14 protein-coding genes and 1 pseudogene are annotated in these 15,730 nt (G+C 46.9%); 2 read left to right on the top strand and 13 right to left on the bottom strand.

Annotated features, from left to right (window positions below):
• The first annotated feature begins 9 nt into the window (after positions 1-9).
• On the top strand, positions 10-1,104 hold the full coding sequence (locus tag CK1_RS05955) for a transglutaminase-like domain-containing protein (RefSeq protein ID WP_306288795.1): 1,095 nt from the start codon (positions 10-12) through the stop codon (positions 1,102-1,104).
• Positions 1,105-1,289: 185 nt separating this feature from the next.
• Here CK1_RS05955 and CK1_RS05960 read toward each other — a convergent pair whose 3' ends face one another.
• Positions 1,290-2,306, bottom strand: coding sequence for a LacI family DNA-binding transcriptional regulator (locus CK1_RS05960; RefSeq protein ID WP_015525383.1), 1,017 nt, complete (start codon positions 2,304-2,306; stop codon positions 1,290-1,292).
• Between the two features lie 3 nt (positions 2,307-2,309).
• Positions 2,310-3,374 (bottom strand): LacI family DNA-binding transcriptional regulator, encoded by a 1,065-nt coding sequence (locus CK1_RS05965; protein ID WP_015525384.1) that lies wholly within the window; start codon positions 3,372-3,374, stop codon positions 2,310-2,312.
• A 347-nt stretch (positions 3,375-3,721) separates the two neighbouring features.
• Here CK1_RS05965 and nagB point away from each other — a divergent pair, with 347 nt between their 5' ends.
• Positions 3,722-4,465 carry a glucosamine-6-phosphate deaminase gene (nagB, locus tag CK1_RS05970; RefSeq protein WP_015525385.1) on the top strand — a complete coding sequence of 248 codons (744 nt, stop codon included), beginning with the start codon at positions 3,722-3,724 and terminating at the stop codon, positions 4,463-4,465.
• Positions 4,466-4,702: 237 nt separating this feature from the next.
• Here nagB and CK1_RS05975 read toward each other — a convergent pair whose 3' ends face one another.
• The 11 genes and pseudogenes from CK1_RS05975 to CK1_RS06025 all read right to left on the bottom strand — a co-directional run.
• Complete coding sequence (locus CK1_RS05975; protein WP_015525386.1) at positions 4,703-6,034, bottom strand: MATE family efflux transporter; 1,332 nt, start codon at positions 6,032-6,034, stop codon at positions 4,703-4,705.
• An 829-nt stretch (positions 6,035-6,863) separates the two neighbouring features.
• Positions 6,864-7,486: pseudogene (locus tag CK1_RS05980) on the bottom strand (V-type ATP synthase subunit D).
• 12 nt (positions 7,487-7,498) lie between these two features.
• Positions 7,499-8,881 (bottom strand): V-type ATP synthase subunit B, encoded by a 1,383-nt coding sequence (locus CK1_RS05985; protein WP_015525388.1) that lies wholly within the window; start codon positions 8,879-8,881, stop codon positions 7,499-7,501.
• A gap of 15 nt (positions 8,882-8,896) precedes the next feature.
• The gene (locus CK1_RS05990; RefSeq protein ID WP_015525389.1) at positions 8,897-10,666 is read right to left on the bottom strand and encodes a V-type ATP synthase subunit A; all 1,770 of its coding nucleotides are present in this window, start codon (positions 10,664-10,666) and stop codon (positions 8,897-8,899) included.
• Positions 10,659-11,246 carry a V-type ATP synthase subunit E gene (locus CK1_RS05995; RefSeq protein ID WP_015525390.1) on the bottom strand — a complete coding sequence of 196 codons (588 nt, stop codon included), beginning with the start codon at positions 11,244-11,246 and terminating at the stop codon, positions 10,659-10,661. Before CK1_RS05995 ends, CK1_RS05990 begins: the two co-directional genes overlap by 8 nt.
• 12 nt (positions 11,247-11,258) lie before the next feature.
• Positions 11,259-11,567 carry a V-type ATP synthase subunit F gene (locus CK1_RS06000; RefSeq protein WP_015525391.1) on the bottom strand — a complete coding sequence of 103 codons (309 nt, stop codon included), beginning with the start codon at positions 11,565-11,567 and terminating at the stop codon, positions 11,259-11,261.
• A 1-nt stretch (position 11,568) separates the two neighbouring features.
• The gene (locus CK1_RS06005) at positions 11,569-12,000 is read right to left on the bottom strand and encodes an ATP synthase subunit C (protein WP_015525392.1); all 432 of its coding nucleotides are present in this window, start codon (positions 11,998-12,000) and stop codon (positions 11,569-11,571) included.
• A 67-nt stretch (positions 12,001-12,067) separates the two neighbouring features.
• Complete coding sequence (locus tag CK1_RS06010) at positions 12,068-14,008, bottom strand: V-type ATP synthase subunit I (protein ID WP_306288796.1); 1,941 nt, start codon at positions 14,006-14,008, stop codon at positions 12,068-12,070.
• An 18-nt stretch (positions 14,009-14,026) separates the two neighbouring features.
• The gene (locus CK1_RS06015) at positions 14,027-15,070 is read right to left on the bottom strand and encodes a V0D/AC39 family V-type ATPase subunit (protein ID WP_015525393.1); all 1,044 of its coding nucleotides are present in this window, start codon (positions 15,068-15,070) and stop codon (positions 14,027-14,029) included.
• A 19-nt stretch (positions 15,071-15,089) separates the two neighbouring features.
• Complete coding sequence (locus CK1_RS06020; protein WP_015525394.1) at positions 15,090-15,410, bottom strand: hypothetical protein; 321 nt, start codon at positions 15,408-15,410, stop codon at positions 15,090-15,092.
• Positions 15,411-15,492: 82 nt separating this feature from the next.
• Positions 15,493-15,730, bottom strand: a 238-nt coding sequence (locus CK1_RS06025) for a hypothetical protein (RefSeq protein WP_306288797.1), incomplete at its 5' end; no start/stop codon positions are given.

Raw genomic sequence — 15,730 nt, forward strand, 5'->3', positions numbered from 1 at the left:
GAAAAAAACATGGATGCAGATATTTTTGTACCATATGTACTGAACCCGAGAGTTGACGATGAAGTTTTGCAGAAATACAGAAAAACGATTCTTGAGCAGCTGTCGGAAGAAGAGAAAAATATGCTGCAAAAGGAGCCGGCGAAGATCTGGAAGTGGATTGAGGATAAGATCGTTTCCAGCCCGGAGAAAGAACGCAGCAGTGTGATCACCACGCCGTCCGGATGTCTGAAAACGGGAACAGGAAGCATTCTGTCAAAGAAGATCCTTTTTGTGGCAATGGCGAGAACACTGGGGATTCCGGCACGCCTGAACCCTCATGACCGTTCCATGGAGTATATGAAAAACGGAAAATTCATCTCAGTATCTGCGGAAACGGAGAAAAAGGCATCGATCCTTCTGAAGGCAAGTGCGGATACACAGTGGAAATATTTCCAGAACTGGAGCATCGCAAAACTGGAAGCCGGAAAATATATCACACGGAAGCTGGAAGCCGAAAATTTCAGAGATCAGGTGATGAAGCTGCCGCTGGAAGCGGGAAATTACAGGATTCTTACCTCAAACAGACTGCCAAATGGAAATATATTTGCAGCGGAGTATTATTTTGAGGTTCAGATCGGAGAAATGAAGAGGGTGGAGCTGGCATTTCGGAATGCAAACCTGGAAGACATGCTGGAGAATATCTCCATACCGGAATTTACTCTCAGAAAAGAAGATGGAAGCACCGTGAAGGCGTCAGAACTGACGGCAGATGGGAAGCATATCCTGGCGTTTCTGGAAGAGGAGAAAGAACCGACGGAGCATATCTTAAATGAGATGATGGAGCAGGAAGAAGCTTTTTCCCGATATGCGAAGAGGATCATTTTTGTAGTAAAAAGCAAAAAAGCGCTGGAGACCCCTACCCTTTCAAGAGCACTGGGCAAGCTTGGAAATATTCAGATCTTATATGATGATTTTTCAGAGCTCATCAATACACTGGGAAGAAGAATGTACGTAGATCCGGATAAGCTTCCGCTGATCATTGTGACAAACAAAAGCCTGAATGGGATTTATGCAACCAGCGGATACAATGTGGGAACCGGAGATATGCTGCTGAGACTGCTGTGACAGATATAACGGATATATACAGAAGGAACACAGACCGTATCATCGACTGTGTCGGTGACGGTCTGTGCCCTTTGTAAAAGCTGTGAAATTATTGCAGTGGTTCAGATGCTCAGAATATGCGGGTAGATCGGAATGAAAATGCCTGTTGTGCTTCCCGAAATTGCCGTAATAAAAGTTGCTTTGCATTACTTAGCGTCAGAAAAGAGATCACGCACGGAATCCCGGTAGATACATTCTGGCTTCAGGCGTATCGTCCTTGGAAAATCACTGTAGTCTCCGTTCATTCTGCGAAGCAGCAGATCACAGGCCTGCTCTGCCAGACCGGTCAGCGGCTGACGGACAGCGGTCAGCTGAGGAGAAAGCAGCATGGACAGTTCAAAATCATCAAAGGAGACAACAGACAGGTCTTCCGGGATCCGGATGCCAAGGCTGTAGATCGCTTCATAAATACCGAGGCATAGTGTATAGTTCGCAGAAAATACGGCAGTCGGACGTTCCGGAAGATTCCATAATTTCTGCATTGCCTGATATCCAAAGTCGTTTGTGTAATTTTCAGCGATGATATAATCGGGGTTAACAGGAATATCGTAGTCTTCCAGTGCCCGGAGATAGCCTTTTTTTCGTTCACATGCAGTATAGGATGCAGGGGAACCGGTGACAAGGGCGATCTTCTGATGCCCCATTTTTATCAGATGCTCCACGATCTCGTAGGCTCCGGAGGTACAGCTGGTCTGTACACAGTCTGTACGGTGGAAATGGCTGTGTTCTTCCAGCTCCACAACAGGGATTTTGGCGTGTTCCACAGCAGAACAGATGTCCTGGTTCAGACTGAAAGAGGTAATGATAAGGCCGTCGATCCCGGAGCGGAGCATGTGAGGGACGAATTTATTGACATGATCCTTATATTTGTCGCCGCTCATAAATGTGAGAGAATAACCGTGAGCGCGCATGGTGTTTTCTATTTTGCTCAGAAGAAAAGCATTATGCGGAGTATTGGGAGGACCGGATACCAGACCGATACGGTAAGTCTTGGAGGAACGAAGTCCCCGGGCCGTGTTTCGTGGAACGTAATTCAGTTTTCGGATCGCTTCGTCGATCTGCTTTTTGTTTTGCGGCCGTACAGTTCCGCCGTTGATATATTTTGAAATGGTGGCCAATGCCAGACCGGTTTCTCTGGCAATGTCCTTGATGGTTGCACTCATAAATCAATCCTTTCCGGATGCTGTACTGTTGTGTTCGGACAGGTCTTTTACGGAGCGCCGCGGGTGGAATACAACATCCAGCATGTCTATTTTGGGAAAATCCGTATAGTCTCCATGGATCCTTTTTAAAAGTAATTCCACAGCATGTTTCCCCATGCTTGTCAGATCCTGTGAGACGCAGGTCATAGTCGCGCTCATGGTCTTGAAAAGCGGATCATCATCAAAGCACACAAAGGAAATATCCTGAGGAACGGAAATCCGTGCCTGGCTGGCAGCGCTTAAACCACCCATTGCGGAGAGATAGCAGTCAAAAAAAACAGCAGTAGGGGGATCGGAAGAATCCATAAGCTTCTGGAAATGCAGGTTGCTCTGGGTGATCGTTTCTGCAGTGGAACCAAAAGAAACAGGGGGAAAAGAATCCTGCTGTTTCAGAAGGTCAATGCCATTTTTCTGATATACATCCACAAAGCCCTGGATCCGCTGCTCGATGGTGTAGGAGTCCAGATACTGTTCCATGATCCAGACCTTTGTGTGGCCTTTTTCCAAAAGGTGCTCTGCCAGCAGTGCACCGCCTCTGTAATTATCAGAAATAACACAGTCTACAGGAAAATGTCTCATGGAAGCAGGAATCTGATCGAGCATTACAACAGGTATGCCGGCATTCTGTAAAAGCTGGTACAGGTCATCATGCCAGCAGGATGGGAGCATGATAACTCCGTCAAAGTGCTGGGAGATAATATCCTGTATCGTATCGATCTCCTTCTGATGTTCAAAAAAGAAAGAACAGACAATAACTGTATAGCCATGATCCGTGAAATGCTTGATAATGGAGTTGACAAGCTCGCCCCAGAAATAATTACCAAGATCTGAGATCAGGATACCGATGGTATGTGTGTTTTTGGCACGAAGAAGCTGGGCATTCCGGTTTGGGGTATATCCAAGCTCCTGAATTGCCTTTTCTATAAGGATACGATTTTCTTCCCGTATTTTTTTGTGGTTTATATATTTGGAGATCGTTGCGGTGGACAGGCCTGTCGCACGGGCGATATCATTGATCGTAACGTTCATGTAAAACCTCCGGTTCTGATACATTTACAGATAATAGAGTATTTTCATATTATATCATGAAAAAGAAAATGCCTCAATACACATGGCATTTTTTACACATAAAGTATCAGAAAAAACGAGCATATTGTACAGAAAATTGATAAAAATGAAACGTTTAACAAAACCTGATACGAAAAAATACACAAAAACAAGACGAAATAATTGTAAAAAATAGGAAAAATGATTTTTGCCCTATGATTTTACTTGAAAAGCTGCTTCGGATGCGGTAAGATAGTCTTGGCAAAAAAACGAAACGTTTTACGCAACAAGAAAATCAGCTATACGAAACAAGGAGAAGGAAAAAGATTATGATTATTTATACAGGAAAAGATTACTATGACGTAAGCAGAAAAGCGGCAAACATCATGTCTGCACAGATCATCATGAAGCCAAATGCTGTTCTTGGACTTGCTACAGGCTCCACACCGGTGGGAATGTACAAGCAGCTGATCGAGTGGTACAAAAAAGGAGATCTGGACTTTTCGCAGATCACATCCGTAAATCTTGATGAATACAAAGGACTTTCCGGAGACAACGATCAGAGCTATCGTTATTTTATGAACACAAATCTGTTTGACCATGTAAATATCGATAAGGCAAGAACCTATGTGCCAAACGGACTGGAAGAGGACAGTGAGAAAGCCTGCGCGGATTACAATGAGATCATCCGCAGCGTGGGTGGTATCGATATGCAGCTGCTTGGAATCGGCGGAAATGGTCACATCGGCTTCAACGAGCCGGGTGCAGCATTTGAGAAGGAGACTCACTGCGTAGACCTTACGGAGAGCACCATCAAGGCAAATGCAAGATTCTTTGAGACTATGGATGATGTGCCGAAGCAGGCATATACCATGGGTATCAAAAACATCATGACTGCAAAGAAAATCCTTCTGGTCGCTACCGGAGAGGCAAAGGCAGATGCCCTTTACAAATCTCTCTACGGACCGATCACGCCCAACGTGCCGGCATCTATCCTGCAGCTTCACCCGGATGTGACGGTAGTGGCCGATGAAGGCGCTTTAAAGCTGATCCGTGAGAAGGGACTGCTGTAAGAAATACAGAGGAAATTTCCGCGAATTAAATGAACGCAGATCACGGATATCCGTTTGAGTCAAGAGGAGATCAGCGATCACTCAAGGGATTTTCCTGATTTGGTTAATAAAGAAAGCTTCGATCTAACTCTCATCGATGAGCGATGTGCTCAGAGAGTGGATCGAAGCTTTTTGTGCTTTCGGGACGTAAACCTGCAGGTGGCTGCAAACAGGCCGGTGGGCCGGACATTTGCATTCTCAGGCTTTTTTCAACGTTTTGTAATAAATCATGACAGAAACGATGGCTGTAAACACCTCTGTGATCCAGAATGCGTTCCACACGCCATCAGGACCCATAAAATGGGACAGAAGATATGCGGTGGGCATGATAACGACCACATAGCGGAAAAGGGAAATTACAAGGGACTGCGTGCCTTTTCCAAGGCCTTCCATGGCACCGGAAGTGGTAACGGATACAGCAGAAACAAGAAAGCCGGCGCTGATGATCTTCAGTGCTCTGGAGCCAGCGGCAATGGTTTCCGGGGTAGTTGTGAAAAGTCCCATAAGCTGTCCGGATGCCAGGAGGCAGATAACGGTTCCAAAGAGCATGATCACACAGCTGGATTCCAGGGTGAGCCGGAAGATTTTTTTCACACGCTTCATCTCACGGGCACCGAAGTTGTAGCCGATCAGCGGGCGCATTCCCTGGATGATTCCGTTGGCCGGGAGATACAGGAAGGTCTGCAGTTTGTAATAAATGCCAAGGATCACCACATAGCTGTCCGAGTAAGCGGCCAGCACGGAGTTCAGAAAAGAGATCAGAAACGATGGCAGTGCCAGGTTCAGGATCGCGGGAACACCGATGGCATACAGGCTCAGATCCGTTTCTTTGCTTGTTTTCAGGGCTTTGGGCGTTACACGTACAGGAATAGGCTTCAGGATATAAAAGACCATATAGACCGCAATGGTGAGCACCTGGCCGATGCCAGTAGCCAGAGCTGCGCCCCGGATACCCAGCTTCGGGAAAAAGCCGATTCCCCAGATCAGGAACGGGTCCAGGATGATGTTGCTGATACATCCCACAAGCAGGGCGAGCATGGATACTTTCATCCGTCCTACAGCCTGGAAAAGTTTTTCGAAGAAAAGGCTGATGGTAATTACTGTGGAAAACAGGAAAACGATGGTAGAATACTCCAGCCCCATCCGGATCACGGTTTCATCCTGGGTGTACATCTGAAGGAATACGGGCATAACAGCGATGCTGATCACAGTCATCAGGATCCCGTGGATCACAGACAGAAAAAATCCGTGGGTTGCAGCAGTGTCTGCCATTTTTTTGTCCCCTGCGCCAAGGTGATAGGAAACTCTGGCGTTGATTCCGATTCCGAAGCCAATGGCAACGGCGTTAATCATGTTCTGGATCGGATAGACAAGGGACAGGGCGGTCATGGCCTGCTCGCTGATCTGTGCCACGAAGAAGCTGTCCACAATGTTGTATAGTGAGTTTACAAGCATGGAAAAGACCATAGGCAGCGCCATGGATGCCAGCAGCGGGCCGACAGGCTTTTCCTTCATAAATGTGCTGTTCATGAAAAATCCCCCTTTATATCAGAATCGTAAGAATATCAGGTGCGGAAAACAGAGCGTGTTTTTTGTGCATAATAAAAGCCACACAATCTGTCTTCTCGAATCGGACAGATTGTGTGGCGAAAAAAGTTCAAAACTGAAAAATCCACACGTTGTTTTAGTGTTTTCACATTAACAAAAAACAGTGCTGATGTCAAGACCGCACGCATGAGAAATACCATAAAAAGCTGCAAAAAGAAAGGCTTGATATAAAATCGGAGAGGATTGGCAACATTAGACAGGTGCGTGCGGATACGGGCAATATCAGCCCTGAAAAGGTCGTTCTGGCAATATGCACAAAACTTGTCGAACCATGGTGGATAAGTGAAAAACTTTCCAAAAAGTTTTCCACATGACAAAAATCCGCAAATCCGCCAATAATCAAGTTATGCACAAATTTATCCACATTATCCACAAGGATAACCATGTGGATGACCTGATTTACATAAATAAATTTAAACATATGTTTTGTGTAAAATGATAAAATTGTAAAAAATGGGAAAAAAGTTTTTAAAACTATTGACATTTTTAAATTCTAAATATCATAAAATTTATTGCAAAAAAGACATAATATAAAAGAATAAAAACAAATAATCAGATAATAGCAAATGAATTCTTAAAAAACTAATCTATTTAAAAGGGGGACTCTCGGATGTATGGAAATGAGGATAAAAAAGAACAGTGCCCAGTTAAAACGATCACTGCAAGGTGTTGAAAAGTCATTTTCAGGTGTGGATAAATGTGGATAACCAAAAAATCCTCCGCAGAACCGGAAAGATCTGCGGAGGATTTTTTAACTATTTTGTTTCATACGTTTGATCACCTTCAGACGTGTAAACTCTTCACGCTCTTTTTCTTCCAGAGCATTGGTGATATCTCGGGTGAGAGTTTCGTATCTGGGGATGGTGATGTTTTTCAGCGCATTGGCACGCTTCTGGGTTTTTTGATGTTGGTGGCAAGACGGATGGCGGCGTTTTCGATCATGGAGAGCTGGATGGACAACTCCTTTACACGCTCGAAGGCTGCCTTGGCCTCGTCCAGGGACAGCTTGGTGCTGTAGTAGGCGTAGGTCGGTGTGTTGCCTGCTTTTTTGTCATATTCCACAAGAGGGATCTCGGTTCCCATGACACTCCTGGTTTTGATCCGGATGGAATCTTCCACAGGAACGGTATGAGAGATCTGGTCTACGAAAGCGATTCCAATTTCCATATTTGCCTTCTGAAGAGCCGCGTAAGCGGTACGGAAGGTCTCATCGATCTGGGACTGGATATCCTTTGCCTGATCGATCAGCTCCATCATTTCACGGATCAGGATATTACGCTTTTTGTCCATAAGCTCATAGCCCTGTTTGGAAAGAGCCAGAGAGTTTTTTGCAAGTATGAGATTTCCCTTGGTGGGAAAGGTATTCGGATCCATAAAATCACCTCACTAACGGACGGTTTCTCTGTAATACTGATCCAGAACTTTGGTATCGATACGGTCGAGCTCTTCTCTTGGAAGAAGGCCAAGAAGCTCCCAGCCCTTATCCAGAGTTTCGATGATGCTTCGATTCTCTGTTTCTGACTGTCCTACAAACTCTGCCTCGAAGGCTTTTCCGAATACAAGGTACTGCTTATCCAGCGGAGAAAGCTCATCCTCACCGATAACGGATGCCAGAGCTCTTGCATCGCCTACCTTTGCGTAGCAGGAGAAGAGCTGGTTGGCAACATCCTGATGATCAGCACGTGTGAAGCCTTCACCGATACCGTCCTTCATCAGACGGGACAGGGATGGCAGAACATTGATCGGCGGATAGATCGCCTGACCGTGAAGCTGGCGGTCCAGTACGATCTGGCCTTCTGTGATATATCCGGTAAGGTCGGGGATCGGGTGTGTGATGTCGTCGTTTGGCATGGTCAGGATTGGGATCTGGGTTACAGAACCGGTGCCGCCACGGACGATTCCCGCACGCTCGTAAAGGGTTGCAAGCTCACTGTACAGATATCCGGGATAACCCTTTCGGGAAGGGATCTCACCCTTGGAGGAGGAAACCTCTCGCATGGCCTCACAGAAGGAGGTGATATCAGTCAGGATTACCAGGATATGCATGCCTTTTTCAAAAGCAAGATACTCAGCGGCAGTGAGGGCGATCTTCGGTGTCAGAAGACGCTCTACAACCGGATCGTTTGCAAGGTTCAAAAACATCACAACGTGGTCGGACGCACCGCTTTCTTCGAAGGTCCTGCGGAAGAATTCCGCTACGTCGTATTTCACACCCATTGCCGCAAAAACAATGGCGAATTTTTCATCGGAGTCTGCTCCCAGGGAAGCCTGCTGAACGATCTGTGCAGCCAGCTTATCATGTGGAAGACCGTTACCGGAAAAGATCGGCAGCTTCTGGCCGCGGATCAGTGTGGTCAGTCCGTCAATAGCGGAGATACCGGTGTTGATATAGTTTCGTGGATATTCACGGGTTACCGGATTCAGCGGAAGCCCGTTAATGTTCAGGCTGACCTCCGGTGTGATCTCGCCAAGCCCGTCAATGGGCTGGCCGATACCGTTAAAGGTACGTCCCAGGATCTCAGGAGAAAGCCCGATCTCCATAGGATGTCCGGTAAGACGTGTGTGTGTATTGCCGAGGGACATATTGTCAGTTCCCTCAAAAACCTGGATAACGGCCTTGTCCTCATAGATTTCCACGATACGGCCGATCTTTTGAGTGCCGTCCTCCATGTGGAATTCCACGATCTCCTCGTAAGATGCGTTTTTTACACCCTCAAGGACAACAAGAGGGCCGTTTATTTCACTCAGGCCAAGATATTCGATTGCCATAAACTGATCCCTCCTTTAACCGTTTCTTTCCAGTACATTGTCGTAGAAGCGGTCGATATCTTTATGATATTCATCAAAACGCTCCGGCTCTTTATTTGGAACCTCGTATTTGATGGCGATGATACGTTCAAAGATCTTATCCTCCTTCAGCACGGAAACCGGCATGCCACGGTTTACAAGGGCACGGCACTTTTCGTAGAGATAGAGGATGGTTTCCATCATCAGGAACTGCTTTTCCATAGGAACACTGGTGTCCTCCTGGTGAAAAGCGTTCTGCTGCAGGAAGCCCAGACGGATGACTCTGGCGATCTCCAGCGTCAGCTTCTGATCATCCGGAAGAACATCGCTTCCGATCAGCTTGACGATCTCCATAAGAGAGCTTTCCTGGTTGAGGATAGCCATGATCTGGTTTCTGTCATAAACAAATTTTGGGGAGACATGCTCTCTGTACCAGGGAGTCAGGTCCTCCAGATATTCGCTGTAGCTGGTCAGCCACTGGATGGCAGGGAAGTGACGGGCATAGGCAAGAGCCTTGTCCAGTCCCCAGAAACAGCGGACAAAACGTTTGGTATTCTGTGTGACCGGCTCGGAGAAATCACCACCCTGAGGGGAAACTGCACCGATAATGGATACGGAACCCTCTGTTCCGTTCAGGTTCTGCATCATTCCCGCGCGCTCATAGAAGGCGGAAAGCTTACTTGCCAGATATGCAGGGAAGCCTTCCTCTGCAGGCATCTCCTCCAGACGTCCGGAAAGCTCACGGAGAGCCTCGGCCCATCGGGATGTGGAGTCTGCCATGATCGCTACATCATAACCCATATCACGGTAATATTCGGCAAGTGTAACACCTGTGTAGATGGAAGCCTCACGGGCTGCAACCGGCATGTTGGAGGTGTTGGCGATCAGTGTGGTACGGTCCATCATCAGGTTTCCGGATTTCGGGTCGATCAGCTTGCTGAAGTCCTCAAGAACCTGTGTCATCTCGTTTCCACGCTCGCCACAGCCGATGTAGATGATGATATCTGCGTCAGACCACTTGGCGATCTGGTGCTGTGTCATGGTTTTTCCTGTTCCGAATCCGCCAGGAACTGCGGCAGTGCCTCCCTTGGCAATCGGGAAAAGGGTATCCAGGATTCGCTGACCGGTAAGGAGCGGAACGCTGGCCGGGAAACGCTTGTAGGTCGGTCGTGGAACACGGATCGGCCATTTCTGGGCAAGTGCCAGTTCTTTTTCAGTTCCGTCATCAAGGCGGATGGTAACAATGGGCTCCAGAACGGTATAGGCACCGTCAGGAGCTGCATGGATAACGGTTCCGTGTGTGATCGTGGGCGGAACCATGGATTTGTGAAGGATGGAGGCGGTTTCCTGTGTCTCGGCAATAACCGTGCCTGCACCGATGACGTCACCTTCCTTTACGGTAATGTGGGTTTCCCATTTTTTTTCTGTGTCAAGAGAGTCAACGCTGACACCACGGGAAATATATTTTCCAGAGGCCTGGGCAATCTCTGCCAGAGGTCTCTGGATACCATCAAAAATATTGTGGATGATTCCCGGACCAAGGAGAACGGAAATAGCGTCTCCTGTTCCGATAACAGTTTCTCCGGGTTTCAGCCCTGTAGTCTCCTCAAAAACCTGTATGGTCGTCATATGTTTCTTAAGACCGATGACTTCTCCAACCAGTTTTTCGGGGCCTACATAGACCATCTCGGAGATCTTGAATCCGGTGTCGCCCTTGAGGTAGATAACAGGACCGTTAACACCGTAGATAATACCTGTTTTACTCATGTGCTGGACCTCCGTCAAATTTGAATTCTCTGTAAGCTGCCTGATAGCCTTCCTCAAAGGAATTGTCGATGAGGATATTTTTTTCAGGGATTATCGCCTTGATCCCGCCGATAAAGGATTCATCGGAAACCTTCAGCGGGAAACCGGTCTTTACAGTGAGAGACTTCAGACGGGGTTCATCTTCTTTTGAAAGATAGATCTGGATCTCATCGTGTTCCGCGAAGCAGACAGCTTCCTCGATCTTTGTACAAAGATATTCTTCATAGCGGGGAGATTCCATGAATTTCAGGATCTGTACCCGGACATCTGCAAAAAGTTTTTCTTTTAAGCGGCTCTGTCTGGCAGTCCAGTTTCGCCGGATGTGAAGCTGCTCTGCGGAAAGTGCCTTGTTGATCTCACGCTTTGCGTTTGCGATCTCGGCTTTGCGGGAACTGGCAGCATTTCCCAGAGACATTTTTTTATGTTCCTCCAGTGCGGCATCCAGGGATTCCTTGTGTTCCCGGACATCTTTTTCCGCCTGACGGCGTGCTTCGTCCACGGAGGTGTCATAGAAGTGTTTAAGCTTCTCTTCAATTGTCATAATATCACCTGCCTATAATTTTAATCCGATGGCCTCATTTACATAAGATGTAATGAAATCAGGTCTGCGGCCGGTACCATGTCTGTCAGGAATTTCAATGATGAGAGGTGTTTTGTGATGAAGCTTGACATCATCAATGATCTCAGGAAACTCCCGGCCGAATTTTTCGGTCAGGAGTATGATTCCGATCTCTTTGTCTGCGATGGTGCGCTCCAGAGCTTTCTTCAGCTCGTCGTGCTCATGAACGATCACACCCTCTACACCGGCCAGTCTCATTCCTGTCAGAGTATCAATATTGTCACTGATCAGATACATTTTCATATCAAAGTTTACCCAGGATCATGAAGGAGATGATCAGTCCATAAAGAGCAACACCTTCGGCAAGACCTACGAAGATAAGAGATTTACCAAGGATGCTCTGATCCTCACTGATCGCTCCAAGTGCTGCGCTTGCCGCACTGGCAACGGCAATACCACCACCGATACAGGAAAGTCCGGTAACAAGTGCTGCTGCGATGTAACCCATACCTGTTGCAAGGCCTGCGTCAGCGCCTGTAGCAGCCTGTACGGAAGCTCCGCCTGCAAATGTTACTGCAATGGCAACAAGCATGATCCCGAAGAAGAAAAAGGCGTTGACACCAAGAGCTGTTTTGTAGCGGCCGCGGCTTTTTTCGCCGAGAAGATAATAACCAAATGGAAGAATGATGCTGAGTACAAGTGCAACTGCGATTGTGATCTGTGTAATGACTGTCATGATGATGACCTCCTTAATATTCGTTTAATTGAATGCCCGGATCAGAATGCGTTCCGACTCTGGCATTTTATTTGTTTTTTGAGCAGAACGGCTCGAATTTCCGTCCGCTGCCCTTGTAAAAACGGCTGAACATTTCGTAATATTCCAGACGGAGTACCTGGATACCTACGATCAGGCCCTCCATAGCGCATACGAACAGGTTTCCGAGAATGATGACGATCCAGTTCGGACTGCCGTTTTCTGCGCCTGCAAGCATAAGTACAACCTCCATCATAGCTGCGTGGCTGACTGCAAAAGCACCGATACGCACGAAGGAGAGTGTATTGGAAAAGTAGCTCAGGATAACCTCGAACAGTTCAAAAATACCCTGTACGATAAACATGCCTTTTTCTTTTGGCATAACCTCGGCCTTTTTTTCTACCAGGTTTGTAAGAGGCTCCTTGAAGAAAATAAGAAGCAGCGGTAAACCAAACATAATGGCAAGGACTGCACCACCCGGAACTGCATGCCCGGATACAAAGAGTCCGATGCAGAGAACTGCGGAGCCATAAAATACAAGTCCTGCCACAGCGTTGGTGTCAAACCAGGTTTTTTCAACATCATGCGTTTTAAATGAATTGATGATGTTGAAAACCATACACAGGAGGATGATTCCCATGCCGAATCCGATGGCAACGATAAATACGGTATTCAGTTTTCCGATAAAAGGTATGGTCGTCATACTGTCCACAGGCCGCAGCCACAGAGCAGGTATGACATCCTCAAATCCAAAGATGCTTCCGAACATCAGACCGAAAAATGTGGAAAATACTCCGGCGCAGCTGATGATTCCGGCAAGATCGATATGCTTCAGCTTGTACAGGAGCAATCCGCCGATAAAAAGCAGGAGTCCCTGGCCGGCATCACCGAACATGGCTCCGAAAATAAAGGAGTATGTGATGGCAACAAACCAGGTGGGGTCCATCTCGCCATAGGCAGGAAGTCCGTACATTTTTACATACATTTCAAAGGGTTTGAAAAGTTTTGGATTTTTCAGTTTGGTTGGCGGCTGATGGCTCGGATCGTGTTCCGGTGTGTTGGTGTCTTCGCCGTCGACCAGACAGAAGATCCGTTCATCGGAAGCAATGTCCGCCTGAAAAGCTCTGGTGTCGGCTTCTGTCATCCAGCCGCAGAGAATATAAAAATTCTCATGCTTTCCGGTGCAGGCTGCCGCTTTCCGGACATCGAAATTTCTGGAAAACTGAAGAAGCGTGTTTCTGGCGGTAACGATGGTTTCTGCCTGATCCGCAAGAAATCTCTGGTATTTCTGTTTCTGTGATTCCAGATGCTTCAGGGCATCCTCGTATTGTTTGCTTACGCTTGAAAATGCCTGCTGGGCAGTTCCGGTATAATTATCCGGCACAAAGATCTTCTCAAAGTGCATAGAAGAGTAGGCGGCATCGATTTTGTGCGCTTCATGCTTCGGTACGAAGTAAACGCCCCAGACGTATTGGTCATCTTCATCGCATTTAAGGAAGATCGTGTTCAGATTGTCGTAAATATATTTCTTGAATTTCTCATAGTACTGTTTCTCGATACGTCCGAAATGAAAATGGATATACTTCAGATGAAGTATGGATGAAATATCATAATCAATATTTCGGAAGGGACGTATGATCCGCAGTGACTCTTCCAGAGAGGAACATGTTTCTTCCAGTTCGGACTGTTCCTTCTGGAGCTGATCCGCCTGGGAGCGGATCTCCTTTACTGTGGAAAGTGCTGTTTCAATACCCGGGCTTCTGTTGGAAGTGGCCGGAGGAGTTTTCAGCTCCTCATAAATGGTATTGATGGAATTTAAGGCATCTCTGTAGGGGTTGACCTCCAGGAAAGGCGTCAGACTTTCTACTGTGGTCAGCTCTGAGAGAGCGTTTTCCAGATGGATCTCGTACTTGCACAGGTAGGTGTTTACAACCCGGTCGATATCTGCTTTGGGACCGGTGATGCTCAGAAAATTCATTTTTTCAATCACGTTGCTACCTCCTGGTTATTAACCGTTGCGTATATAACGCAGGGATTGTTCTGGGTCCACGCCATAGCGCACGCATTCAAGGGCAATGGTCAGACGGTTGACTTCATGTTCTTTGTGATATAAATAGGAATAGATGACTGCCACGGAGTAGGGATCCTTGCGTGCTTCCTGTTCCAGTATGCTGCGAAGAATATAGTTATAAAATTCTTCCAGACTGGCGACGGTCAGCTGTTCGTATTTCTTACCATAATAAGTTCCATTGAAGATACGGCGGAATTCTTCCGGTGTAGGGGCCTCCACAAGGGTGGTGATCTCTTCTTTGCGGAGCTTGTAGTTCATGGGGACCAGCAATGCGTAAATGGCAGCCGGTTCCATCTGAAAGCAGCGTTTGGAGCGCTGGATGAACTGCAGGTTCAGCATATCGAATTTTTCGCCGTAAGCCTTGGTGATCTGTTTCAGATCGTTACCTTTGAAAAGCTTCTTCCGCACATTCCAGATCTGTGAAAAATACGAAAGGTCAAGTGCCATGCCGAAGTCAAAAAGCGTGGCATTTCCACGTTCATTGACCTGAGACAGCGGAATAAAAAAATCATTTCCCTTCAGTGCCGCAATGAATTCATCCATATTGGTGCAGGCGGCAAGCCTGTCAATGTCCAGCTTGGAATGATGTCTGAAAAAATCGCGGTAGGGAGAAATATCCACGGAATCGGTGTCCCGGTGGTCAAAGAGATTCGTCATGATCTCTTTCAGGACGCGGATCTCATAACGCTTCGAGTAAAGCGACAGGAACGTTCGCTGTTCCTGATTTGCAAAGTGGTAAAGCCTTGAAAAATTCAGGAAGATGGATTTCTTCAGGAGTTTTTCTATCTGTCCGCGGTGAAGAGCATTTTCATCGAGACCGGACCAGATATTCTGATATTCGGGAGTCCGTTTCAGGTAGGCTGTTACCTGGGGGACATTGGGAAGCTGAACGATTTCTTCCAGCTGCTCATCTGTCACAAGCCTGCTCTGCATGGCGCGGATCTTGGTGGAGAGTCCGCTGTATGAGAGGACAGAGCCCATTGAATCACTTCCTTTCCCTTCAGGTTTCGGTGATGCCTGTTATTTTCTGAAACAGCTCACTGCAAAGACTTTCGTGATGAGCTTCGTAATAGGCATCCAGCCTGGAAAGCTGGTCTTCAGTTTCTGCACGAAGCTCATTGATCCGGGCGTCTTTCTCACGGGCCAGATCTTCACGGATCTTCCGGATCTCGTCGCTGGTTTCTTTTTCAAGTGAAGCGTCGAATTCCTTCGTCTGTTTTTCTGCTTCTTCCGAGAGAGCCTGTTTCTGTCGCGCAGCGTTCTGCATGATGGCATTGGCTGTAGCTTCGATTTCCGAAAGTTTATTTAGGATTTGTTCCATAGCGCCCTCCTTGTTTGTTTATTGTTTATAATTGATTTTTATATGATACACCTTTTTTATGGTAAAAACAACTAAAATTTTGTTAATTTTTATGCAAACTTTTGAGTGAAATGTGGGTAAAAAGATATTTTTTGGGGGTTTTGTGGGAAAAGAGGAAAACCGCAAAGGGGCCATAAAGCCATGGCCCCTCTGCACACCCCTCGGGCTTTTTTAGGAGTTCTTGGTTGTGGTGGTGTGAGGTTGTTGACTTGTGTATGTATGCTGCGGTGTTGGATGTGTGAGGTTGAGCCGATGTGTGTGGATGCGGATGGTGTTGGATG

Source organism: Ruminococcus sp. SR1/5 (assembly GCF_000209835.1).
In the GTDB taxonomy this organism is placed as follows: domain Bacteria; phylum Bacillota; class Clostridia; order Lachnospirales; family Lachnospiraceae; genus Blautia_A; species Blautia_A fusiformis.